At 73.7% G+C, this 20,882-nt stretch carries 20 protein-coding genes; 15 read left to right on the forward strand and 5 right to left on the reverse strand.

Translation table 11 applies throughout. From position 1 onward, the window contains the following. Positions 1–45: 45 nt before the first annotated feature. Genes P2H44_RS21145 through P2H44_RS21155 form a run of 3 tightly spaced genes read right to left on the reverse strand, consistent with a single transcriptional unit; the run spans position 46 to position 3,639 of the window. Positions 46–960, reverse strand: coding sequence for an ABC transporter permease (locus P2H44_RS21145; protein ID WP_275766854.1), 915 nt, complete (start codon positions 958–960; stop codon positions 46–48). Next, complete coding sequence (locus P2H44_RS21150; protein ID WP_275766856.1) at positions 960–2,051, reverse strand: ABC transporter permease; 1,092 nt, start codon at positions 2,049–2,051, stop codon at positions 960–962. Before P2H44_RS21150 ends, P2H44_RS21145 begins: the two co-directional genes overlap by 1 nt. Next, a complete protein-coding gene (locus tag P2H44_RS21155; protein ID WP_275766858.1) occupies positions 2,035–3,639 on the reverse strand; it encodes an ABC transporter ATP-binding protein in 1,605 nt (534 codons plus the stop codon). The genes P2H44_RS21150 and P2H44_RS21155 overlap by 17 nt, the downstream gene beginning before the upstream one ends. 392 nt (positions 3,640–4,031) lie before the next feature. Here P2H44_RS21155 and P2H44_RS21160 point away from each other — a divergent pair, with 392 nt between their 5' ends. Together P2H44_RS21160 and P2H44_RS21165 are read left to right on the forward strand one after the other, a co-directional pair. Continuing rightward, positions 4,032–4,721, forward strand: coding sequence for a GntR family transcriptional regulator (locus P2H44_RS21160; protein WP_275766861.1), 690 nt, complete (start codon positions 4,032–4,034; stop codon positions 4,719–4,721). 273 nt (positions 4,722–4,994) lie between these two features. Then, entirely contained in the window at positions 4,995–7,211 is a 2,217-nt protein-coding gene (locus P2H44_RS21165) for a SulP family inorganic anion transporter (protein WP_275766863.1), read from the forward strand. Positions 7,212–7,224: 13 nt separating this feature from the next. Here the strand turns inward: P2H44_RS21165 and P2H44_RS21170 are convergent, their stop codons facing one another. Further along, complete coding sequence (locus P2H44_RS21170; RefSeq protein WP_275766864.1) at positions 7,225–7,833, reverse strand: TetR/AcrR family transcriptional regulator; 609 nt, start codon at positions 7,831–7,833, stop codon at positions 7,225–7,227. A gap of 172 nt (positions 7,834–8,005) precedes the next feature. Between P2H44_RS21170 and P2H44_RS21175 the strand changes: the two genes are divergently transcribed. The 7 genes from P2H44_RS21175 to P2H44_RS21205 all read left to right on the forward strand — a co-directional run bounded on the left by P2H44_RS21175 (position 8,006) and on the right by P2H44_RS21205 (position 13,183). Continuing rightward, on the forward strand, positions 8,006–8,554 hold the full coding sequence (locus P2H44_RS21175) for a carboxymuconolactone decarboxylase family protein (protein WP_275766865.1): 549 nt from the start codon (positions 8,006–8,008) through the stop codon (positions 8,552–8,554). A gap of 84 nt (positions 8,555–8,638) precedes the next feature. Continuing rightward, a complete protein-coding gene (locus tag P2H44_RS21180; protein WP_275766868.1) occupies positions 8,639–9,103 on the forward strand; it encodes a nuclear transport factor 2 family protein in 465 nt (154 codons plus the stop codon). Positions 9,104–9,117: 14 nt separating this feature from the next. Beyond that, positions 9,118–9,726, forward strand: a complete 609-nt coding sequence (locus P2H44_RS21185; RefSeq protein WP_275766870.1) for a pyridoxamine 5'-phosphate oxidase family protein — start codon at positions 9,118–9,120, stop codon at positions 9,724–9,726. Between the two features lie 57 nt (positions 9,727–9,783). Further along, complete coding sequence (locus tag P2H44_RS21190; protein ID WP_275766872.1) at positions 9,784–10,893, forward strand: AraC family transcriptional regulator; 1,110 nt, start codon at positions 9,784–9,786, stop codon at positions 10,891–10,893. Between the two features lie 95 nt (positions 10,894–10,988). Beyond that, complete coding sequence (locus P2H44_RS21195) at positions 10,989–11,450, forward strand: hypothetical protein (RefSeq protein WP_275766875.1); 462 nt, start codon at positions 10,989–10,991, stop codon at positions 11,448–11,450. A gap of 206 nt (positions 11,451–11,656) precedes the next feature. Then, on the forward strand, positions 11,657–12,517 hold the full coding sequence (locus P2H44_RS21200) for a cysteine hydrolase family protein (RefSeq protein ID WP_275766877.1): 861 nt from the start codon (positions 11,657–11,659) through the stop codon (positions 12,515–12,517). A 165-nt stretch (positions 12,518–12,682) separates the two neighbouring features. Then, on the forward strand, positions 12,683–13,183 hold the full coding sequence (locus P2H44_RS21205; protein WP_275766880.1) for a YHS domain-containing (seleno)protein: 501 nt from the start codon (positions 12,683–12,685) through the stop codon (positions 13,181–13,183). 64 nt (positions 13,184–13,247) lie between these two features. Here P2H44_RS21205 and P2H44_RS21210 read toward each other — a convergent pair whose 3' ends face one another. Beyond that, a complete protein-coding gene (locus P2H44_RS21210; RefSeq protein ID WP_275766882.1) occupies positions 13,248–13,823 on the reverse strand; it encodes a TetR/AcrR family transcriptional regulator in 576 nt (191 codons plus the stop codon). 190 nt (positions 13,824–14,013) lie between these two features. Between P2H44_RS21210 and P2H44_RS21215 the strand changes: the two genes are divergently transcribed. The 6 genes from P2H44_RS21215 to P2H44_RS21240 all read left to right on the forward strand — a co-directional run bounded on the left by P2H44_RS21215 (position 14,014) and on the right by P2H44_RS21240 (position 20,101). Further along, complete coding sequence (locus P2H44_RS21215) at positions 14,014–14,877, forward strand: metallophosphoesterase (RefSeq protein WP_275766883.1); 864 nt, start codon at positions 14,014–14,016, stop codon at positions 14,875–14,877. Between the two features lie 91 nt (positions 14,878–14,968). Then, positions 14,969–16,288 (forward strand): ABC transporter substrate-binding protein, encoded by a 1,320-nt coding sequence (locus P2H44_RS21220; protein WP_275766885.1) that lies wholly within the window; start codon positions 14,969–14,971, stop codon positions 16,286–16,288. Between the two features lie 88 nt (positions 16,289–16,376). After that, a complete protein-coding gene (locus tag P2H44_RS21225) occupies positions 16,377–17,333 on the forward strand; it encodes a carbohydrate ABC transporter permease (RefSeq protein WP_275766888.1) in 957 nt (318 codons plus the stop codon). After that, complete coding sequence (locus P2H44_RS21230) at positions 17,323–18,213, forward strand: carbohydrate ABC transporter permease (RefSeq protein WP_275766889.1); 891 nt, start codon at positions 17,323–17,325, stop codon at positions 18,211–18,213. The genes P2H44_RS21225 and P2H44_RS21230 overlap by 11 nt, the downstream gene beginning before the upstream one ends. Next, on the forward strand, positions 18,213–18,965 hold the full coding sequence (locus P2H44_RS21235; protein WP_275766890.1) for a tyrosine-protein phosphatase: 753 nt from the start codon (positions 18,213–18,215) through the stop codon (positions 18,963–18,965). The genes P2H44_RS21230 and P2H44_RS21235 overlap by 1 nt, the downstream gene beginning before the upstream one ends. Beyond that, positions 18,965–20,101, forward strand: coding sequence for an ABC transporter ATP-binding protein (locus P2H44_RS21240; RefSeq protein WP_275766891.1), 1,137 nt, complete (start codon positions 18,965–18,967; stop codon positions 20,099–20,101). Before P2H44_RS21235 ends, P2H44_RS21240 begins: the two co-directional genes overlap by 1 nt. The last annotated feature ends 781 nt before the right edge of the window (positions 20,102–20,882 follow it).

The following is a 20,882-nucleotide window of genomic DNA, read 5'->3' on the forward strand; positions in this document are numbered from 1 at the left end:
GTCCTTTCTGGAGAGAAGCAGGTCCGGGGAGAGGCGGGTGGCGGGTCAGGCCGCGAAGGGCTTGCCCAGCGAGGCGGGGACGTGCAGGCGCATGCGCGCCCCGTCGCGGGAGATCACGACCAGCACGACGATGGTGGCGAGGTAGGGCAGCGCCGACATCAGCTCCGACGGCACGGCCGCGAGCGCGGTCTGCCCGAAGAGCTGGGCGATGGTGGCGCCGCCGAAGAGGTAGGCGCCCGCGAAGCATCGCCCCGGCCGCCAGGTGGCGAAGACCACCAGCGCCACCGCGATCCAGCCGCGCCCGGCGATCAGCCCCTCGGTCCACAGCGCCGTGTAGACGACCGAGACGAAGGCCCCCGCGATCCCCGCCATCGCGCCGCCGAAGAGGACGGCGAGATAGCGGATCCGCGCCACCGGATGCCCGATGGCCCAGGCCGAGGCGGGGGACTCGCCCACCGCCCGCAGCACCAGGCCGGCGCGGGCGCGGTAGAGGAACCACCACACGCCCGCGAAGACCGCCCAGGAGAGCCAGACCAGCGGATGCAGCTGGCCCAGCAGCGGCCCGAGCAGCGGCAGCTCCCCCGCCGCCTGCTGCAGCGCGCTGGGCTCGGGCGCCAGCGCCATGCCCACGTAGGGCTTGCCGAGGTAGGAGCCGAGGCTGGTCCCGAAGATGGTCAGGGCGAGGCCGGCGGCGATCTGGTTGGCGCCCAGGCTGACGGCCAGCACCGCGAAGGGAAGCGACAGCGCCGCGCCGGCCAGCGCCGCGGCCAGCACCGCGCGCTCGAGGCTGCCGGTCTCCTTCATCACGGCGAAGCCGAGGACGGCGCCCAGCACCATCATCCCCTCGACCCCGAGGTTGATGACGCCCGCGCGCTCGGTCACCAGCTCGCCCAGTGCGGCGTAGACCAGCGGCGTGCCCGCGACGAGGGCGGCGACCAGGACGGGGAGAAGGTCGGGCATCAGGCGGCCTCGGCGCTGGAGAGGGGGGAGGGCGCGTCCTCCACCCGGCGGATGCGCCAGGTGGTCAGCACGTCGGCGGCCAGCAGGAAGAACAGCAGCGTCCCCTGGAACAGCCCGCCGATGGAGGAGGGCATCCCCAGCATCATCTGCGCGTAGTCCCCCGCGATCGCGAGCAGCGCCAGCAACAGCCCCGCCAGCACGATCCCCGCCGGATGCAGCCGGCCCAGGAAGGCCACGATGATCGCGGCGTAGCCGTAGCCGGCCGAGGCGGTGGGGAAGATCTGGCCCAGCGGCCCCGCGATCTCGCCCACGCCCGCCACGCCCGCGGCGAAGCCCCCGCACAGCATCCCGATCCACACCGCGCGGCGCACCGGGAAGCCCGCGTAGCGCGCCGCCCCCTCGGCCGCGCCGGTGACGCGGAGCTGGAAGCCCAAGTGCGTGCGCTCGATGAAGATCCAGGCGACGGCGGCGGCCAGCAGGGCGAGCACGATCTCGATGTTGGCCCGCGTGTTCTCGATCACGATCGGCAGCAGCGTGTCGGGGGCGAGCGGCGCGGACTGGGGGAAGTTGAACCCCGCCGGATCGCGCCAGGGCCCGAACACCAGGTAGGCGAGCCAGAGCTGCGCGCAGTAGTTCAGCATCAGCGAGGTCAGGATCTCGGAGGCGTTGAAGCGCGTCTTCAGCAGCGCCGGGATCGCGGCCCAGAGCGCGCCGCCGATCCCGCCCAGCACCAGCATCGCGGGCATAACCCAGGGGCCCGCGCCCCCGAACTCCAGCGCCAGCCAGCCGCCGAAGATCACCCCCAGCACCAGCTGCCCCTCGGCCCCGATGTTCCACACGCCTGCGCGGAAGCCGATGGCGAGCCCCACCCCGATCAGGATCAGGGGCGCCGCCTTCAGGAGCAGCTCTCCGAAGCCGTAGAGGTCCGACAAGGGCGTCGAGAGGAACACCCACAGCGTCGTCAGCGGCGGCCTCCCGTCCAGCGCGAACATCGCCATCGCGACCAGCAGCGTCAGCGCCACCGCGATCAGCGGCGAGGCCCAGCGCATCAGGCGCGAGGGGCGGGGGCGGCGTTCAATGCGCAGCGGCATCGGAGCTCTCCTGCTGGGCCGCGCCCGCGGCGGGCGAGCCCGCCCGGCCGCTCATCGCGAGGCCGATGGCGTCGCGGTCGCATTGGGCGCGGGGCGCGGCGGGGGTCAGGCGCCCGCCCGCGATCACCGCGATGCGGTCCGAGATCTCCATCAGCTCGTCCAGCTCCTCGGAGATCACGACCACCGCGGCGCCGCGGTCGCGCAGGTCCATCAGCGCCTGGCGGATGGTCAGGGCCGCGCCCACGTCCACGCCCCAGGTCGGCTGGGCCACCACCAGGGCGCGCGGCTCGTTGAGGATCTCGCGCCCGATGACGAACTTCTGCAGGTTCCCGCCCGAGAGACTGCCGGCCGGATCGTCCAGCCCGCCGGCGCGCACGCCGAACTCCTCGACGATGCGGCGGGCGCCGGCGCGGATCCGCGCGCGGCGCAGGAAGCCCCAGCGGGTCGTGCGCGCGGCGCGGGCGGTCAGCAAGGCGTTCTCGTGCAGCGGCAGCTCCGGCGCGGCGCTGCGGCCCAGCCGGTCCTCGGGCGCCGAGGCCAGCCCGAGGCGGCGCCGCGCCCGCGGCCCCATCCGCCCCAGGTCGCGCCCGTCCAGCCGGATCGCGCCGGGGGCGCAGGGCCGCTCGCCCGAGAGCGCGTCCATCAGCTCCGCCTGGCCGTTGCCCGAGACGCCGGCGACGCCCACGATCTCCCCCGCCCGGACCTCGAGCGAGATCTCCTCCAGCGCCGTCCCGAACGGGTCGGCGGAGGGCAGCGACAGCCGGTCGATCACCAGCAGCGGCGCCCCCGGCGCGCGCTTCGCGGGCGCGCGGAAGGCCTGCAGGTCCGCCCCGATCATCATCCGCGCCATCGAGGCCGCGGTCTCCCGGCGCGGATCGCACACGCCCGTCACCCGCCCGCCCCGCAGGATGGTGGCCTTCGAGCAGAGCGCGCGCACCTCCTCGAGCTTGTGGGAGATGTAGAGGATCGAGCAGCCGTCCTCGGCGAGCCGGCGCAGCGTCACGAACAGGCTCTCGACCGCCTGCGGCGTGAGGACCGAGGTCGGCTCGTCCATGATCAGCAGGCCCGGATCCTGGAGGAGCGCGCGGATGATCTCGACCCGCTGGCGCTCGCCCACCGACATGGTCCCGATGCGCCGGCGCGGGTCGACCGGCAGGCCGTAGCGCCCGGCGACCTCGGCGATGCGGCGCGACAGCGGCTCCAGCTTCGGACGGTCGGGCATGGCGAGCGCGATGTTCTCGGCCACCGTCAGCGTGTCGAAGAGCGCGAAGTGCTGGAAGACCATGCCCACGCCCAGGCGCTGGGCCTCGGCGGGGGAGCGGGGCTGCGCCTCGCGCCCGTTCCACAGCATCTCGCCCGCGTCGGCGCGGACCATGCCGTAGATCACCTTCATCAGAGTCGACTTGCCGGCCCCGTTCTCGCCGACGATGGCGTGGATCTCGCCCGGCGCGACGGCGAGGTCGATGCCGTCGTTGGCCACCACCGCGGGATAGACCTTGCGGATGCCGCGCAGCTCGAGACGCAGCGGCGGGGGCATCGCGGGGATCCCCTCGCGGGCGGTCGTCGCGCCGTTCTCCGTCCCGCCCATGCCCGCTCCCTCGCCGCGCCGGTGCGATCCGCAGCCGGCTTCGTCGCAATTATGGACGTCAGATTGAATACAATTTCAAGCCAGATTTGAGATCGCCGCCATCCCCGCCTTCATTCGCAACGATTCCAGAGCCTTGGCCGGATCGAGCCCGCCGCGATGCAGCGAAATCCCCGCTGCAGCGCAGCGCCAAGGCGCGATTCGAGGCGGCCCAGCGCCGGATTCGGCGACGATCCCGGCCTTGGAAGCGCCCTCGACGCTCGTTGCACGTCCCCTTCCGCAACTGGAGATGGACAAATCCGCGCCCGGATCGTATCCATCGCTTCCCGACGCCCGCCGCCGGACCGATTTCCAGACGCGCCCAGCGCCCCCGCGACCGGGAAGGAGCCCGCCCCATGTCCACCCAGCAGAGCCGCAGCGACGCGATCTACGCGACCCTGCGCCGGGCGATCCTGGAGCAGGCGCTGGCCCCCGGCGCGAAGCTGCCCGAGGACTCGATCGGCGAGACCTTCGGCGTCAGCCGCACCTCGGTGCGCAACGCGCTGGTGCGGCTCAACGTCGAGGGGCTGGTGGACATGGTCCCCAACAAGGGCGCCTCGGTCGCCATGCCCACGCTCGAACAGGCCCACGACGTCTTCGAGATGCGCCGGGTGCTGGAGCGCGAGGTGGTGCAGCGTCTGTGCCGGCGCATGTCCAAGGACGCGATCGACGCGCTCGAGGCCCATATCGCCGAGGAGGAGCGCGCCCTGCGCTCCGCCGGCCCGCGCTCGATCCGCCTGGCGGGGGAGTTCCACATCCTGCTGGCCGAGCTGACCGGCTCCCAGACGCTGAGCGACTACGTGAGCCAGATCGTATCCCGTTGCTCGCTGATCCTGGCGCGGTTCGGCCGGCCGCATTCGGCCGAATGCGGGGTCGAGGAGCATGTCCGCCTGGTCGCCGCCCTGCGCGAGCAGGATGCGCAGACCGCCTGCGCGGTGATGGACGCCCACCTCGACGCGGTCGAGACCCGCGCCCGCATCGACGAGCCCGAGACCGAGCCCGACGTCGCCTCGATCCTGGCGCGCTACGCGGCGGTGGCGGACTGAGGCGAGGGGCGGCCCGGGAACGCCCGCAAATATCGCGAATTCATGTTGGGTTCCGTTTGCGCGCGATACGATCCGCGCCGTAATGCGTGATCGTCCCCAGCCTCAAGCCGATCCGGCCCCGGTCGCAGCCGCGCATCGCGTATCGGCGCATCGCGTATCGGGCCGCGGCCCGGGCCTGAGCCGCGCCCCCGCGCGGACGCCCGGCGTCGGGCGCGTCCGCCCATCCCGATCCAGCCGTCCGAGCGCCTCGCCGCACGCCCCGCGGGCGGGACGGTGAGCGTGCAGGAGGCGGAGCCGCCCGCGCTCGCGCCCGCCATCCGGCGCTCGGCGCCGACCCGGCTGGCGGTGCAGGCCTTCGCCTTCGCGATCATCGGGATCCTGTCGGTGGTGCTCGCCATCTCCTTCGCGGCGCTGATCTTCAAGGGGCCGCTGGGCGCCGACCTGGGCCGGGGCGCGACGCTGATGCTGGCGGGCGGCGCGGTGCTGGGCGTGGTCGGCGCCGCGGCCTCCTCCCTGCGCGGCGCGGTGATCGGGGTGCAGGACGCGCCGGCGGTGATCGTGGCCATCGCCGCCGCCGCCATCGCGACCGAGTGGCAGGCGGGGCCGGGCCTCGACCGGTTCTCGACCATCGCCATGCTGCTCGCCACGACCACCGTGGCCTTCGGGGCCACGCTCTACGGGCTCGGCCGCTTCCGGCTGGGCTTCCTGATCCGCTACCTGCCCTATCCGGTGATCGGCGGCTTCATGGCGGCGACGGGCTGGTTCCTGCTGGTCGGCGCCTTCGGCTCGATGCTGGGCGTCGCCGGCCAGGGCGAGGTGCTGGCGATCGTGCTGCGGGGCGAGGACTGGCTGCGCTGGGCGCCGGGGACGGCCATCGCGCTGGCCCTGCTGGTCGCCGCGCGCCGCATCCGCGGCGCCGCCGCCCTGCCCGTCGTGGTCTGCCTCGCCTTCGCGACCTTCTACGCGGCGCTGGCGCTGGGGGACCGGACGCTCGACTGGGCCGGCGCCCAGGGGCTGCTGCTGGGGCCGTTCCCCGACACCCTGCTGACCGACGCCATGCCCCTGCACACCGCGGCGCGGGCGGACTGGGGCGCGATCCTGGGCCAGGCGCCGCTGGTGCTGACGGCGGTGGCGATGGCCGTGGTGGGGATGCTCCTGAACCTCACGGGGGCCGAGCTCGCGACCGGCCGGCGCGCCTCGGTCGACGCGGACCTGCGCGGGGTCGGCTTCGCCAACATCGCGGCGGGCGCGCTGGGGGGCGGGCCGGGCTACATCTACATCAGCCTCACGCTCCTCGCCCGCCGCTTCGGGGTGATGCAGCGCGCGGCCTGCGTGGCGGCGGGCGTGGCCTGCGCGCTGGCGCTGGTGTCCGGCCCGGCGCTGATCGGGGCGCTGCCGATCTGCGTCTTCGGGGGGATCACCGCCTACCTGGGGGCGGACCTGCTCTACCAGTGGCTCTGGGTCGAGCGGCGGACCCTGCCCGCCCGCGACGTCGCCATCGTGATCGTCATCCTGATCGTCGCGGCGACCATCGGCTTTCTCGAGGGGATCCTCGCGGGGCTCGCGGTCAGCGTGGCGGTCTTCGTCCACTCCTGCATCTCGGCGCCGGTGGTGCGGCGCACCTTCTCGAACCGGGTGCGCTTCAGCACCGTCGAGCGCTCCCCCCGGGAGGCCGCGCTGCTGGAGGCCCATGGCGAGGAGACGCGCGTCTACCAGCTTCAGGGCGTGCTGTTCTTCGGCACCATCTCGAAGCTGTCCGAGCGGATCGGCGCCGACCTCGCCGGCACGCCCTCGATCCGCCGAGTGATCGCGGATTTCCAGCATGTGCAGAGCCTCGACACCTCCGCCATCCAGGGCATCGCCAAGGCCGCCGCCGACGGGCGGGCGCTGGGGATCGAGGTGGTGCTGTGCGGGCTCGAGCGCGCGCTGACCGCCCATCGCCCCGAGGCGCTGCGCCCGCTCCTCGACGAAGGCGCGCAGCTGGTCGCCACGCTCGACGAGGCGCTCGAGGAGGCGGAGGAGGCGACGCTCGCCCGCGTCGCGCCCGAAGGCGGCCTGGCCGGGCGCGAGACCGAGGAGCCCTTCGGCGACGGCGTGGCGCGCGCCAAGGTGCACCGCTTCTTCGACTCGCTGGCCCTGGCCCCGGGCGAGCGGCTGATCCGCCAGCGGGAGACGGCGGACGACATCTTCTTCCTGCGCCGCGGCTCGGTGGCGGTCGAGCTCGACGACGAAGTCGCGGGTCGGATCCGGGTCGGGGTCCACTTCGCCGGCTCGGTGATCGGGGAGATGGCGCTGTTCACCGACGGCCGACGCTCGGCCGACGTGGTGGCGATGACCGAGTGCGAGGTGCTGCGCCTGACCCTCCAGGACCTGGAGCGGATGGAGAGCGAGGACCCGGTCCTCGCGATCCGCTTCCACCGACTGGTGGCGGGCCAGGTCTCCTCCCGCCTGCGGCGGGCCAACGACCTGATCGGAATGCTCAGGCCCTGAGCGCGGGGGCGCCTCAGGCGCCCGCGCTTGCGCCTGCGGTCGGGGCGGCGGGCAGCGCAGCCGCCAGCAGCGCCTCGGCCATGTCGCGGGCGATCCGCGCGGCCTGGGGCATGTCGCGGACATGGGCGGTGGCGATCGCGCCCTCCTTCAGCAGCGCCAGCTGCTCGGCCAGCGCCGCGGGATCGGCGGCGCCCGCCTCGGCGCAAAGGCCCTCGATCCACTCCACGATCTTGCGCTTGTGCTCGGCGGCGGCCTTGTGGGCGGGGTGCGCCTGGTCCGAGAACTCGGCGGCGACGTTGATGAAGGCGCAGCCCGAGAAGCCCAGGCCTGTGAACGCCTCGCCCCGGAACCAGATCTCCAGCGCGTCGAACATCGCCAGCAGGCGGCCGCGCGCGTCGGGCGCGGCGGCCTCGGAGCGGGTCATCAGCCAGTCGCGGAACTGCTCGTCCCGACGCTCCAGCACCGCCAGGATCAGCTCGTCCTTCGAGCGGAAGTGCTTGTAGAGCGTCATCTTCGCGACGCCCGATTCGGCCAGGATCCGGTCGATGCCGGTGGCGTTGAAGCCCCCCGCGTAGAACAGGCGGAGGGCGGTTTCGATCAGGTCGTCGCGTCGGGACTTCACGCCGTTTCCCCTTGTTAACAGACAGTTCCGTCTACCCCCCCTGCCGGGCGCCCCGCAAGGGCGCGCGCCCGATGCCGGGCGCGTGATCGACGTCGGGCTTGCATATACAGACTGGTCTGTCTATTTCAATCCCGCGGCGCCCCCGCCGCCCCCATCGCAGGAGACCCGATCCATGCCCCGCATCCCGCTTCCCGCCACGATCCAGGACGCCCCCGCCGCCGCCCAGCCGCTGCTGGAGGGCGTGCAGAAGTCCCTCGGCTCCGTGCCCAACCTGTTCCGCCTGACCGCCAACAGCCCCGCCGCGCTGGAGGGCTGGCTGGGCCTCAGCGGCGCGCTGGGCAAGGGCGCGCTGAAGCCCCAGACCCGCGAGCGCATCGCGCTGGCCGTCGCGCAGGAGAACGGCTGCAGCTACTGCCTGGCCGCCCACAGCTACCTGGCGCGCAACCTCGCCAAGCTCGACGACGCCGAGATCGCGGCCAACCGCGCCGGCGGCTCGACCGACGCGAAGGCCGACGCGGCGGTGCGCTTCGCGGTGAAGCTGGTGCGCGCCCGCGGCCATGTCTCCGAGGCGGACCTGAACGAGGTGCGCGCGGCCGGCTACGGCGACGCCGAGCTGGTGGAGATCGTGGTCCACGTCGCGCTGAACACGCTGACCAACTACGTCAACGAGGCCTTCGGCACCCCCGTCGACTTCCCCGCCGTCGACGCGAAGGCGGCCTGATCCGGCCGCCGACGGGGCGGGCGCGCGCCACGGACCCCGGCGCCGCCCGCCCCCCCTCCAGATCCTCCCCCAGGAGCCTCCGCCATGCCCCGCCCGCCCCTGCCCCCGTTCGACGCCGCGAGCGCCGCCATCAAGGTGCGCCTCGCCGAGGACGCCTGGAACACCCGCGCCCCCGAGCAGGTCGCCGCCGCCTACACCCCCGACAGCCAGTGGCGGAACCGCGCCGAGTTCGTGACCGGGACCCCGGCCATCGTCGCCTTCCTGACCGCCAAGTGGGCGCGCGAGCGCGACTATCGCCTGGTCAAGGAGCTCTGGGCCTTCGAAGGCGCGCGCATCGCCGTGCGCTTCGCCTACGAATACCGCGACGGCGCCGGCGACTGGTTCCGCGCCTACGGCAACGAGAACTGGGAGTTCGCGCCCGACGGCCGGATGCGCCGGCGCATCGCCTCGATCAACGACCTCGCCATCTCCGAGGCCGACCGCCTGTTCCGCTGGCCGCTGGGCCCGCGCCCGGTCGACCACCCCGGCCTGACGGCCCTGGGCCTCTGAGAGGAGCGCGCGCCATGCCCCACGCCTACGCAGAGATCGCCTTCACCCCCCGCGTGCGCGCCGAGCAGGCGCGCTTGGGCTCGGACGCCGCCTACGCCCCGATGCTCGCGCCCGGCCGCGACGGCGGGGCGGAGCTGACCGCGCGCGAGGCGCAGTTCCTGGCCGAGCGCGACGGGTTCTTCCAGGCCTCGGTCTCCGAGACCGGCTGGCCCTACGTGCAGCACCGCGGCGGCGCGCCGGGGTTCCTCAAGACGCTGGATCCGCGGACCGTGGCCTATGCGGACTACAGCGGGAACCGGCAGTACATCTCGCTGGGCAACCTGCTCCAGGACGGGCGCGTCTCGATCCTGGCGGTGGATTTCGCGCGGCGGAGGCGGCTGAAGCTGCTGGGGCGGGCGCGGATATCGGAGGATCCCGCGATCGTCGAGGCGCTGCGCGGCCCCGACGGCCCCCCGGCCGAGCGCGCGGTGGTGATCCATGTCGAGGGCTTCGACTGGAACTGCCCCCAGCACATCCCCCGCCGCCTGACCGACGCCGAGCACGGCGGCGAGATCGCCCGCCTGCAGGCCCGCGTGGCCGAGCTGGAGGCCCGCCTGGCCGAGACCTCCGGCCGACCCGCCTGACCCCGCGCGCCGCCCCCGCCGGGGCCGGCGCCGTCATCCCCGAGGGAGCCTTCCGCCATGACCCGCGTCGCCGCCGCCTTCGCCCGCGCCCTGACCTCCGCCGCGGGCCTCACGCTCACCGAAGGCGGCGTGGTCCGCGACGGCGCGCGCATCGTGCGCCGCCTCGGGCCCGACGCGCAGGACCGGCTGCCCGACGCCGAGCATTTCGCCCTGATCGAGTGGATCGGCGCCCGCTACGCCGACCCGACGGAGCTGGTCTTCGCCTACGCCCGCGCCGTGCAGCTCGACCACCTGGGCGTGCTGGGGCTGGCGCTGAAGACCGCGCCGACGCTGCGCGGCTCTCTGCGCTGCATCGAGCGCTATTTCCGCCTGCTGACCGACACCGCGGCCTACCGGCTGGAGGAGACGGGCGGCCTCGCCGTCTTCTCGATCGAGGCCTGCACCGCCCCCCATCCGGCGCTGAGCCTGCGCAACGAATGCGCGCTGGCCGCCCTGGCGCGCTGCCTGCGGCGCATCACGGGCGAGGGGCTGCGCCTCGACCACGTCTCCTTCCGCCATGCCTGCACGGGCGATCCCGCGCGCTATGCCGAGCGCTTCGGCTGCCCCGTGCGCTTCGGGGCCGAGCGCGACGCGCTGGCCTTCGCGCCCGAGATGCTCGACCGCCCCAACCGGCTGGGCGACGCCGCGGTCGCCGCCTTCATGACCCGCCACCTCGACGCCGACCTCGACCGGCTGGGCGGGCCGCTCCCCTCCGCGCCCGACCTGCGCGCCCGGCTGCTGCCGCTGCTGAGCGAGCGGCTCGGCGGCGGCGCGCCCGCGGCGGCCGAGATCGCGCGCGAGCTGGGGATGAGCGAGCGCACCCTCTACCGCCGCCTCGCCGAGGACGGCCTGACCTATCGCGACGTGCTGGCCGAGGCGCAGACCCGCCTCGCGCGCAATCTGCTGGAGGCGGGCGAGCAGAGCCTGGCCGAGATCGCCTTCCTGACCGGCTTCTCCGAGCAGAGCGCCTTCGCCCGCGCCTTCAAGCGGCAGGCCGGGCAGACGCCCGCGCGGTTCCGCAGCCAGTCGCTGGCCCGTCGGCGCGGCGCGCCTGACGTAATGGCAGGTTCTGCCGACAGGCTGGCGGGTCCGGTCGATACCGGGGCCCCCGCCCCGTCCTATTCCTGAGGTCACGGACGCAACGGAGCCCGCCCGGTCCCCCGCCTCGCCGCCCTCGCGCGGCCCGGCGCCCCGGCCGCCGCCCCCAGACGAGAGAGCCCGGCATGAGCACCCTTCGCCTTCCTTCCCGCCCGGCGCCCCGGGGCGGCCTCCTCCTCGCCCCCTCGGGCCGTCCCGGCCCGGTACTCGCGGGCCTCGCGCGGGCGTTCGCCCCCCGGCCCTCGCCCTGCCCCCCTGCGCGGAGCCGCCGGGCCTTCCCGCTGGCGCGCCGCCCGATCCTGTCCGAGCGCGCGGCCCTGCTGACGCTGGCCGCGGGCCTGGCGGCGGCGGCGATCGCGCCCGCCCCCTCCCACACCAGGGCGGCGGAGGCGGCGACCCTGCTGCGCGTCGCGGCCCCGGTCCTGCGGGCCGAGGCCGCGGCCCCCGCGCCCGATCCCGCGCCCGCCCCGGCGGACGTCGCCCGCTGCGCCGCCCTCGGCCCGGACGTGGTCGTCGCCCCTGAAACCGCCCGCGACGGCGCCCCGCCGCTCTGCGCCCGAACGCTGTCCTCGCTGATGGCCGACTGATCCCGCATCCGGCGCCGCGCCCTCCCGCGCCGCGCCGGTCCCCCAGGACCGCGGCCCTCCCGCCCGAGCCTCCGCCCCGACGCGGCGCGACAGCGCCCGCGACCGGAGACGGCGTGCCCGGAACGGAGCGCCCCGGACCCGGCGACGCGCAAGGCCGCGCGCCGCCCCGACCCGACCCGATCCCCCACAAAGAAAGGAGCCCACCCATGTCCCACGATCACGCCCACGGCCCCGCCTGCAACTGCGGCCACGACCCCGAGCAGGTCGATCTCGCCCGTCGCCGGGTCCTGACCGCCGCCGCCGGCGCCGCCGCCGCCGGCGCCGCGATGGCCGCCGGCGCCGCCCGGGCCGCCACGCCCGAGGCTCGCGACGCCTACGCCGACCCCGAGGCCCCCGGCCTGCCCCAGATCGACATGGAGATCGCCAAGGGCCGCACCGCGCTCGTCGTCACCGACCCGCAGATCGACTTCCTCTCCGAGCAGGGCGTCACCTGGGGCGTGGTGGGCGAGAGCGTCACCGAGCAAGGCACGGTCGACAACATCGAGCGCCTGTTCGCCGCCGCCAAGGCGGCCGGGATGCCCGTCTTCATCTCCCCCCACTATTACTACCCCCACGACCACAAGTGGGCCTTCGAGGGCACGCTCGAGAAGACGATGCACGCCATCGGCATGTTCGACCGCCCCGGCCCGCTGAGCCTGGAGGGGTTCGAGGGCTCGGGCGCCGACTGGATGCCCCAGTACAAGAAATACATCGAGGACGGGGAGACCATCGTGTGCTCCCCCCACAAGGTCTACAGCCCCGCCCAGAACGACCTGAACCTGCAGCTGCGCAAGCGCGGCATCGACAAGGTCATCCTCGCGGGCATGTCGGCCAACCTGTGCACCCAGGCGCATCTCTACGAGCTGCTGGAGCTGGGCTTCGAGGTCGCCGTGGTCCGCGACGCGACCGCGGGGGCGAAGGTGCCCGAGGGCGACGGCTACCTGGCCGCGCTGATCAACTTCCGCATGGTCGCGAACGGCCTGTGGTGGACCGACGACGCCGTCGAGCGCATCGCCCGCTCCGCCTGACCGGGCCGGGATCTCCCCGTCTCCCCCAGCCGCCGCGGCCCCGCCGCGCGGCCCCCCGCCGGCGCGGCGCGCCCGCCCGGCCTGCACCCCAGCGTCTCGCCGGAGCCTCCCGCGCCGGCGCGCGCCCCCTCTTTCCCTGAACCTGACCCTGAAAGGACCTGACCCATGACCACCCGTCTCCCCCTCCGCGCCCTCGTGGCCGCCGCCGCCCTGACCTGCGCCTCGGCGACCTTCGTCCCCGCCGCCTTCGCGGCCGACGAGTACAACGTCTCGACCGGCGTCACCCTCGCCGGCGCGCCGCTGGGCCTGCACGGCGTCGACCCGGTGTCGATGTTCGCCTCCGAGGCGCCGCGGATCGGCGACGCCGTCCACACCGCCACCCACGACGGCGTGGACTACTACTTCGCCTCCGCCGAGACCCGCGACCGCTTCGTCGAGGACCCCGAGGCCTACCTGCCCCAGTTCGGCGGCTTCTGCGCCTTCGGCGTCTACAAGGGCCGCAAGCTGGACGGCGACGTGCGCTACGCGGACATCGTCGACGGCAAGCTCTACCTGTTCGTCAACGCGCAGATCTTCGAGGCCTACCTGCAGAACCGCGAGGAGGTGATCTCGGTCGCCCACGCCGCCTGGCCGGGCATCCGCTCCACCCCCGCGGCCGACCTCTGAGCCGCCCCCGACCCGGGCCGCGGCGCGCCGCGGCCCGGGTTCGCCACGCCCTTCGGGGCCGGCCTCAGGCGGGCTTCAGAACCGCGTCGAGGCACATGCGCCGGATCTGCGCGCGATCCTCCCCGGTCAGCGGACGTCCCGACATGCGCCGCCATTTCAGCGTGTTGCGGATCGCCCCGCCGATGAAGCCGCCCATCATCGAGCGTTCGCCCGGGCGCAGGAGGCCCGCCGCCTCCAGGTCGCCGAAGATCCCCTCGACATGCTCAGTGGGTCGGCGGAAGGCGCGGATCAGCTCCGCCTCCGGGATCAGCGGAACCGAGGACAGGTACTCGAACAGGATCGCGCGGGACGGGGTCTCCCAGAACAGGTCGACATAGGCGTCGACGTAGCGCTCCAGCCGCTCGACCGGCGGCGCTTCGGGCGCGTCCGCCTCGATCAGCTGGCCGCCGAGCACGTCCGCCACCCGGTCGTAGACCGCGCGGATCAGCTCCTCCTTCGATTCGAAGTGGTTGTAGATCGATCCCGCCGCCACCCCGGCCTTCGCGGCGATCCGGGCCATCGAGCTCTGCATGCCGTACTCGACCAGCATGTCCTCGGCTGCCTGGAGGATCCGCTCCCGCATCGGCGACGACTGATCCATTCCCTGCTCCCTCCCTGCCCGGCGACGCGGGCGCGGCCCCCTGCGAAGGGCCCTCTGCGGCGCCGCGCGACGGCGCACTGAATGAACATTCATTCGTTTGTCACGAAGCCTAGGTACACGTCCGCCCCAAGCCGGGGCAAGCGCGAAGTCGCGCAGGCCCCGCGGCCCCTCGAACCGCCCGGAGCCCCCGATGCCGACCCAAGACGTCACCTTCGTCCATCTCACCGACCTGCACATCTCGGCCCCCGCGCTCGAGGACGAGACGCTGTTCGGCGACTCCGAGGGCGCGCTGCGCCGCTCGCTGGCCGAGATCGCCCGCATGGATCCCCGGCCCGAGTTCGTGGTGATCTCCGGCGACCTCGCCAACCGCGGCGAGGTCGAGAGCTACCGCCACCTGCGCGCGATCCTGGACGAGGCCGCCCCGGAGGTTCCGGTGATCCTCGCGCTGGGCAACCACGACGACCGCGCCGGCTTCGCCGCCGCCTTCCCCGAGCGCGCCTCCGGCGCCGGGCCCTACGATCACGACCTCGTCGTGTCGGGCCTCCACGTGATCGTGCTCGACAGCTCGATCCCCACGGGCGTCGAGGGCGGTTGGGAGCCGGGGCAGATGGACTGGCTCGCCGCGCGTCTCGACGCCCATGCCGGCCTGCCCAAGCTGCTGGTGATCCACCACCCCCCGATGCTGGACGAGGCGAAGGGCGCGGCCTTCCCCTGGAAGTCGCTGACCCTGCCCGCCACCCGCGCGCTGCGCGAGACGATCGCCGGGCGCGACGTGGTCGGGATCCTCTCCGGCCACATCCACCTCGACCGGGCCGAGAGCTGGCACGGCGTGCCGGTGATCATCGGCGCCGGCCACCACGCCGCCTCCGACCCGGTGGCGATGGGCGAGACGCTGCGGATGCTCGACGCCACCGGCTTCGCGATCTGCACGCTGCGGCCCTCGGGGCTGGGCGTCACCTTCGTCCCCCATCCCCAGACCCGCGCGCTGGCCCATGAGATGAGCCTCGACGCCCTGCGCGCCTACATCGCCGAGAAATACGGCGAGCCCGCCTGAGCCCTGCGCCCAGGCCCGCGCGGGGGCGGCGCGCCGCCCTCCGCCCCGCTCCGACCAAGCCTCCCCCCGACAGCCCTCCCGGAGACGTTCGATGCCCTTCCTTCCGACCCGTCGCGACGCGCTCGGCCTGACGGCCGCGGCGCTGGCGCTCGCCTCGGCGCCCGCGCTCGCCCAGACCCGCCCGATCCCCGCCGAGGTGACCGAGCCGGTCGAGATCACCTTCTACAACTACAACCTCGCCTCCGCCGGCAACGGCGCCGAGGCGACCAGGAAGATGATCGCCGAGTTCGAGGCCGCCCATCCCCTCATCAAGGTCGTCGGCGTGCCCGTCGCCCCGCAGAGCCTGATGACCCGCATCCAGGCCGACCTGGTCGCGGGCCAGCCCGTGGACCTGTCGCAGATGGGCTTCATGGGCCTCGACTTCGCGGTCCAGAACCTCGGCGCCGTGGCGCTGGAGGACATCATTCCCGAGGCCGAGCTCGCCGCGCATTTCGAGGGCATGGTCCCCAACGGGCTCGAGCTCGGCCGCCTCGACGGCAGGACCTGGGGGCTGGCCTACACGTTCTCGACCCCGATCCTGTTCTACAACGCCGACCTGTTCCGCGCCGCGGGCCTCGACCCCGACCAGCCGCCGGCCACCTGGGCCGAGGTGAAGGCCGCCGGCCTGCAGATCCAGGCGAAGACGAGCGCCCTGCCGCTGGCCACCGGCATCTTCGGCCCCTCGGCCGTCGACTGGCTGATGCAGGGGGTGCTGCGCTCGAACGGCGGCATGACCATCGACGAGAGCCGCACCCGCATGATCTTCGCCGAGCCCGCCTCGGTCGAGGCGGTCGAGATGCTGCGCGATCTCGCCCAGGCCGGGATCATGGAGAACCTCGACGTCACCTCCCAGCTCGAGGGGATGGCCGCGGGCACGACCGCGATGTACCTGCAGACCTCGGCGATCCAGGGCCACCTGATCCGCGGGGCCGAGGGCAACTACGAGCTGCGCGCCGCGCCGATGCCCGCCTTCGGGACCAAGCCGGTGCGGCCGAACAACTCCGGCTCCGCGCTGATGATCCACGCCCAGGACCCGATGAAGCAGCGCGCGGCCTGGGAGCTGATGAAGTTCCTCACCTCCAGGCGCGGCTACACCATCGTGACCTCGGAGATCGGCTACCTGCCGCTGCGCCCCGAGATCCTCGACGACCCCGAGTATCTCGGCGAGTGGGTGAAGGACCATCCGCTGATCGAGCCGAACATGGCCCAGCTCGCCAAGCTGGAGCCCTGGGTCCCGATGCCCGGTCCGAACTACCTGCAGATCATCACCACCACGATGGACGCGATGGAGCGGGCGACCTTCGGCTCCGACGACGACGTGGCCGGCATCCTGGCCGACGCCCAGGAACGCGCCCAGCGGCTCGTCCCCTGATCGCCGACGCCTGACGCGGGCGGAGGCCGGCGGACCCGGCCTTCGCCCCCTCCGTTCCCGCACCCGCCCCCCTGATGGAGCGCCGATCTTGACCGACGCCGCCCTTGCCGCCGCCGGACCGCGCGGCGCCGCGCCCCGCCGGCGCGGCCTCTCGCCCTCGCGCCGCCTCTACCGGCGGGCGCGCCCCTACCTCTACCTCGCGCCGGCGCTGATCTGCTTCGTCGTCTGGATCTACGAGCCGCTGGCGCAGGCCTTCTGGCTGAGCTTCCACCAGTGGAACCTGCTGCCGACCTCGCCCAAGACCTGGGTGGGCTGGGACAACTACCGCAACATCCTCGACCTGCCGCAGTTCCGGCAGGCGCTGAACAACACCTGGCTCTACCTGCTGGGGCTGCTGCCGCTGGCCGTGGCCCTGCCGCTGGCCGTGGCGATCTTCACCCAGGACCTGCCCCCGCGCCGGCGCAACCTCTACCGCGCGCTGATCTTCGTGCCGCTGATCGTGCCCCCGGTGGTCGCCGCCGCAGTCTGGCGCTGGCTGCTCGATCCCCATCACGGCGTGGTCAACGGCTGGCTCGCGGGGCTGGGCCTCGCGCCCGTGCGCTTCCTCGCCGATCCGGACTGGGCGCTGTGGACGATCACCTTCATCACCGGCTGGAAGCTGATGGGCTTCGCCACGCTGATCCTGTCGGCCGCGAACGCCGCGATCGACCCCTCGCTGATCGAGGCCGCCCGCCTCGACGGCGCCTCGCGCTGGCGGATCGTGCGCGACGTGCGCCTGCCGCTGCTCTCGCCCACGATCCTGCTGCTGGCGATGATGGTCATCCTGCTCGGCGCGCAGTGGAGCTTCGCCTACATCCACGTGCTGACCGAGGGCGGGCCGCTGGGGGCCACGACCAACATCTACTACCTGCTGTGGGAGTTCGGCTTCGCCACGCTCTCGGTCGGCTGGTCCTCGGCCTCGGCGGTGATCCTGTTCCTGGGCTTCGGCCTGCTGGCGGCGCTGATCTTCCGCCTCAAGGAGAAGGCCTCCTTCCATGACGACTGACGCCCTCGCCTCGCCCGCGGGCGCCGTCGCGCGCCTCAGCCCGCCGCGCCGCCGCCCCCGCGCCCGCGCCGCCGCGCGGTGGGAGCGGGGCGTCGGCCACGCGCTGATGATCCTGCTGTCGCTGGTCTGCGTGTTCCCGATCTACTGGATGATCGTCACCTCGCTGCGCCCGGAGAACGACATCTACTCCAGCGCGCTCTGGCCCGACGCCGCGAGCCTGGAGAACTACGCCTACGCCCTCCGGTCGATCCCGATGGGGCGGATGCTGGTCAACACCTTCGTGGTCTCGACCGCGGTGACGGCGATCCAGCTCCTGACCGGGATCCTGGCCGGCTACGCCTTCGCGCGCTGGCGGTTCCCCGGCGCGGGCCTGCTGATGGCGGCCGTGGCGCTGACCTGGCTGGTGCCACTGCAGGTGGTGATGATCCCCAACTACCTGCTGGTCGCGCACCTCGGCCTGATCGACACGCTGGGCGCGCTGATCCTGCCGCACATCGCCTCGGCCTTCGCGATCCTGCTGCTGGCGCAGGCCATGCGCTCCTTCCCGCGCGAGGTCGTCGAGGCGGCGCGCATGGACGGCGCCTCCCACGCCCATGTCCTGTGGCAGGTGGTGCTGCCCAACCTGCGCGGGACGATCGCCTCGCTGGCGATCCTGATTTTCATCTCGACCTGGAACGAGTACTTCTGGCCCCTGCTGCTGACCCGCCGGCCGGAAAACTCCGTCGTCCAGATCGGCCTGCAGATGTTCGTCACCGCCGAGGGGACGGCCTGGGGACCGCTGATGGCGGCGTCGACGCTGGCGAGCCTGCCGATCCTCGCGATCTACCTCGTCCTCCAGCGGCAGGTGATCTCCTCCTTCATGAAATCGGGGCTTCGTTGATGACCGACCTGCGCCACATCGCCATTCCCGGCAGCCACAACATCCGCGACATGGGGGGCTGGCCCACCGCCCGGGGCCGCACCGCCTTCCGCCGCGCGCTGCGCGCCGACAGCCTCCACCGGCTGGACGACGAGGGGATCGCGGCGCTGCGCGACCTCGGCCTGACCCTGGTGATCGACCTGCGCCGCGCCGAGGAGCTGGAGCTCGCCCCCAACCCCTTCGCCCGCGGCGTGCCCGGGGTGACCTACGTGCACCTGTCGCTGTTCGAGGACCTGGACCCGACCGCCCTGCCCGAGGTCGAGACCGAGACGCCGCTGCTGGCGCTCTACCTCCTCGCCCTCGAACAGCGCGGCCCGGCCTTCGTCGAGGTGATGCGCCTGATCGCGCGGATGGAGGACGGCGCGGCCCTGTTCCACTGCGCCGCCGGCAAGGACCGCACCGGCATGATCGCCGCCTTCCTGCTGCTGCTCGCCGGCGCCGAGCCCGAGACGGTGGCCGAGGACTACGCCGCCACCGGCGCGCGCCTGCCCTCGCTGCTCGCGGCGCTCGAGGCGGACGCCCGCGCCCATGGGCGGGAGCTGAACCCCGACCTGCTGTCGGCCGACGCCGACACGATGCACGCGATGCTCCGCGCGCTCGAGACCCGCCACGGCGGCGCCGAGACCTACCTGCGCCGCCACGGCCTCTCGGACGCCGACCTGACCGCCCTGCGCGCGCGCCTGCGCGACGCCGCTCTCGGAGACCCGGCCTGATGTCCCACGTCGTCTTCACCGGCCTGCGCAAGCGCTACGGCGACGCCGCCGCGCTGCACGGGATCGACCTTGCGATCGAGGCGGGCGAGTTCGTGGTCGTCGTCGGCCCCTCGGGCTGCGGCAAGTCCACCCTGCTGCGCATGATCGCGGGGCTCGAGGACGTCACAGAAGGCGAGATCGCGGTGGCGGGCGAGGTGGTCAACGACCTCGACCCCGCCGATCGCGGCTGCGCGATGGTGTTCCAGAACTACGCGCTCTACCCGCACATGACGGTCGCCGAGAACATCGGCTACCCGCTGCGCCTCGCCCGCGTGCCGAAGGCCGAGCGGACGGCGCGGGTGCAGGCAGCCGCCGCGATCCTGGGGCTCGAGCCCTATCTCGACCGCCGGCCCCGCGCCCTCTCCGGCGGCCAGCGCCAGCGGGTGGCGATGGGTCGGGCCATCGTGCGCGAGCCCAGGCTGTTCCTGTTCGACGAGCCGCTCTCCAACCTCGACGCGACGCTGCGGGTGCAGATGCGCATCGAGCTGCGCCGCCTGCATCGCCGGCTGGGGGCGACCTCGATCCTGGTCACCCACGACCAGGTCGAGGCGATGACCATGGCCGACCGCCTGGTGGTGATGAACGCCGGGCGGATCGAGCAGCAGGGCGCCCCGTCCGAGGTCTACGCCCGCCCCGCCTCGACCTTCGTGGCCGGGTTCCTGGGCGCGCCGGCGATGAACCTGATGCCCGCGATCCTCGACGAGGGCGGCCGCATCGTGCCCGATGCGGCGCCCGGCCTGGCCCTGCCCGCCCGCCTGCCGCTGCGCGCCGGCGCCTCGCTGACCCTGGGCGTGCGGCCCGAGGACCTGCGCCTCGCAGCCCCCGACCAGCCCGGCCTTCCGGGGCGCGTCGACCTGGTCGAGGACCTCGGCGGCGCCCGCATCGCCCACTGCCTGGTCGACGGCGGCCACGTCAGCGCCGCGCTCGACCGCGCCGCCCCCTGGCGCGAGGGCGACCCCGTCTCCCTCGCCCCCGACCCCGCCCGCCTTCACGCCTTCGCCCTCGACACCGGCCTGCGCCTCGCCGAGGCGGATGCGTTCCCCGTCGGCGCCATGACGCCGGCCGGCCCCGTCGGCCAGCAGGCGATGGCCCGCTGAGGCCGCGCTCTTCCCTCTCGCCGTCGTCGGCGGCGCGAGGGACGACGTCATCCGCGCCCGTCGGCGCCGGGACATCGGCGTCTGGGGATCCACGACGCCCGCCGGGCATTCATCCGGCGTGCCATCGCCATCGTCTCCGGTTGCGGCGGCCCGATCTGACCTCCGCCGAACGACCGGGAAGACTCTGCACCGCTGTCGAAAGGCCGACGCGGTCTGACGTGGAGCTCACGCTCCCTTCCAGCGCGCGCCGCGCGGCGGGCTGACGAGCGACAAGGGCGTGGAGCCGTCGCCAGCCGCGCTCGGCCGGACCGTGCGAGGCGCGGATCCAGCCGATGCCTCGTCGACCGTCCGGAACGACGGAAACAGACGGCGAGTCGTCCTGCGCCGCGCTCGGTCCGACTTGCTCACGCCGCCGCGGGACGTCCCCCGTCCGGGCCGGACGAGCGCAGGTCGCCGCCGACGCTCGATGTCGGCGATGACGGACGAGGCCTCGCCGGGCGCTCCGCGACCCGGCGGGGCCGACGCGCGGACCGAGGGACAGGCCGACGGTTTCTCAAGTAATGAATGCTGATCCATGCATGTCTGCTTGACGCCACGCAATGACGCCCTCAACTGGGATGATCCGACCGGCTGAATACTGATCCGGGCGAAGCATCCGGCGGCCGGGACGACGCCTTGTCCGCCGTCCGAGACCAGCCCCGCCGGCCGGCTCGCCGACGTCCGCCTGGTCGAGACTCGCCGCGCGCCCGTCTCGACCTGATCCGAAGACCGCGAGGAGATC

The organism is Albimonas marina (assembly GCF_029223255.1).
GTDB lineage: Bacteria > Pseudomonadota > Alphaproteobacteria > Rhodobacterales > Rhodobacteraceae > Albimonas.

Bases quoted from the DNA above. Each gene is read 5' to 3' on its own strand.
- P2H44_RS21145 (WP_275766854.1), bottom strand. From the start codon at position 960: ATGCCCGACCTTCTCCCCGTCCTGGTCGCCGCCCTCGTCGCGGGCACG.
- P2H44_RS21150 (WP_275766856.1), bottom strand. From the start codon at position 2,051: ATGCCGCTGCGCATTGAACGCCGCCCCCGCCCCTCGCGCCTGATGCGC.
- P2H44_RS21155 (WP_275766858.1), bottom strand. From the start codon at position 3,639: ATGGGCGGGACGGAGAACGGCGCGACGACCGCCCGCGAGGGGATCCCC.
- P2H44_RS21160 (WP_275766861.1), top strand. From the start codon at position 4,032: ATGTCCACCCAGCAGAGCCGCAGCGACGCGATCTACGCGACCCTGCGC.
- P2H44_RS21175 (WP_275766865.1), top strand. From the start codon at position 8,006: ATGCCCCGCATCCCGCTTCCCGCCACGATCCAGGACGCCCCCGCCGCC.
- P2H44_RS21180 (WP_275766868.1), top strand. From the start codon at position 8,639: ATGCCCCGCCCGCCCCTGCCCCCGTTCGACGCCGCGAGCGCCGCCATC.
- P2H44_RS21185 (WP_275766870.1), top strand. From the start codon at position 9,118: ATGCCCCACGCCTACGCAGAGATCGCCTTCACCCCCCGCGTGCGCGCC.
- P2H44_RS21190 (WP_275766872.1), top strand. From the start codon at position 9,784: ATGACCCGCGTCGCCGCCGCCTTCGCCCGCGCCCTGACCTCCGCCGCG.
- P2H44_RS21195 (WP_275766875.1), top strand. From the start codon at position 10,989: ATGAGCACCCTTCGCCTTCCTTCCCGCCCGGCGCCCCGGGGCGGCCTC.
- P2H44_RS21200 (WP_275766877.1), top strand. From the start codon at position 11,657: ATGTCCCACGATCACGCCCACGGCCCCGCCTGCAACTGCGGCCACGAC.
- P2H44_RS21205 (WP_275766880.1), top strand. From the start codon at position 12,683: ATGACCACCCGTCTCCCCCTCCGCGCCCTCGTGGCCGCCGCCGCCCTG.
- P2H44_RS21210 (WP_275766882.1), bottom strand. From the start codon at position 13,823: ATGGATCAGTCGTCGCCGATGCGGGAGCGGATCCTCCAGGCAGCCGAG.
- P2H44_RS21215 (WP_275766883.1), top strand. From the start codon at position 14,014: ATGCCGACCCAAGACGTCACCTTCGTCCATCTCACCGACCTGCACATC.
- P2H44_RS21220 (WP_275766885.1), top strand. From the start codon at position 14,969: ATGCCCTTCCTTCCGACCCGTCGCGACGCGCTCGGCCTGACGGCCGCG.
- P2H44_RS21230 (WP_275766889.1), top strand. From the start codon at position 17,323: ATGACGACTGACGCCCTCGCCTCGCCCGCGGGCGCCGTCGCGCGCCTC.
- P2H44_RS21235 (WP_275766890.1), top strand. From the start codon at position 18,213: ATGACCGACCTGCGCCACATCGCCATTCCCGGCAGCCACAACATCCGC.
- P2H44_RS21240 (WP_275766891.1), top strand. From the start codon at position 18,965: ATGTCCCACGTCGTCTTCACCGGCCTGCGCAAGCGCTACGGCGACGCC.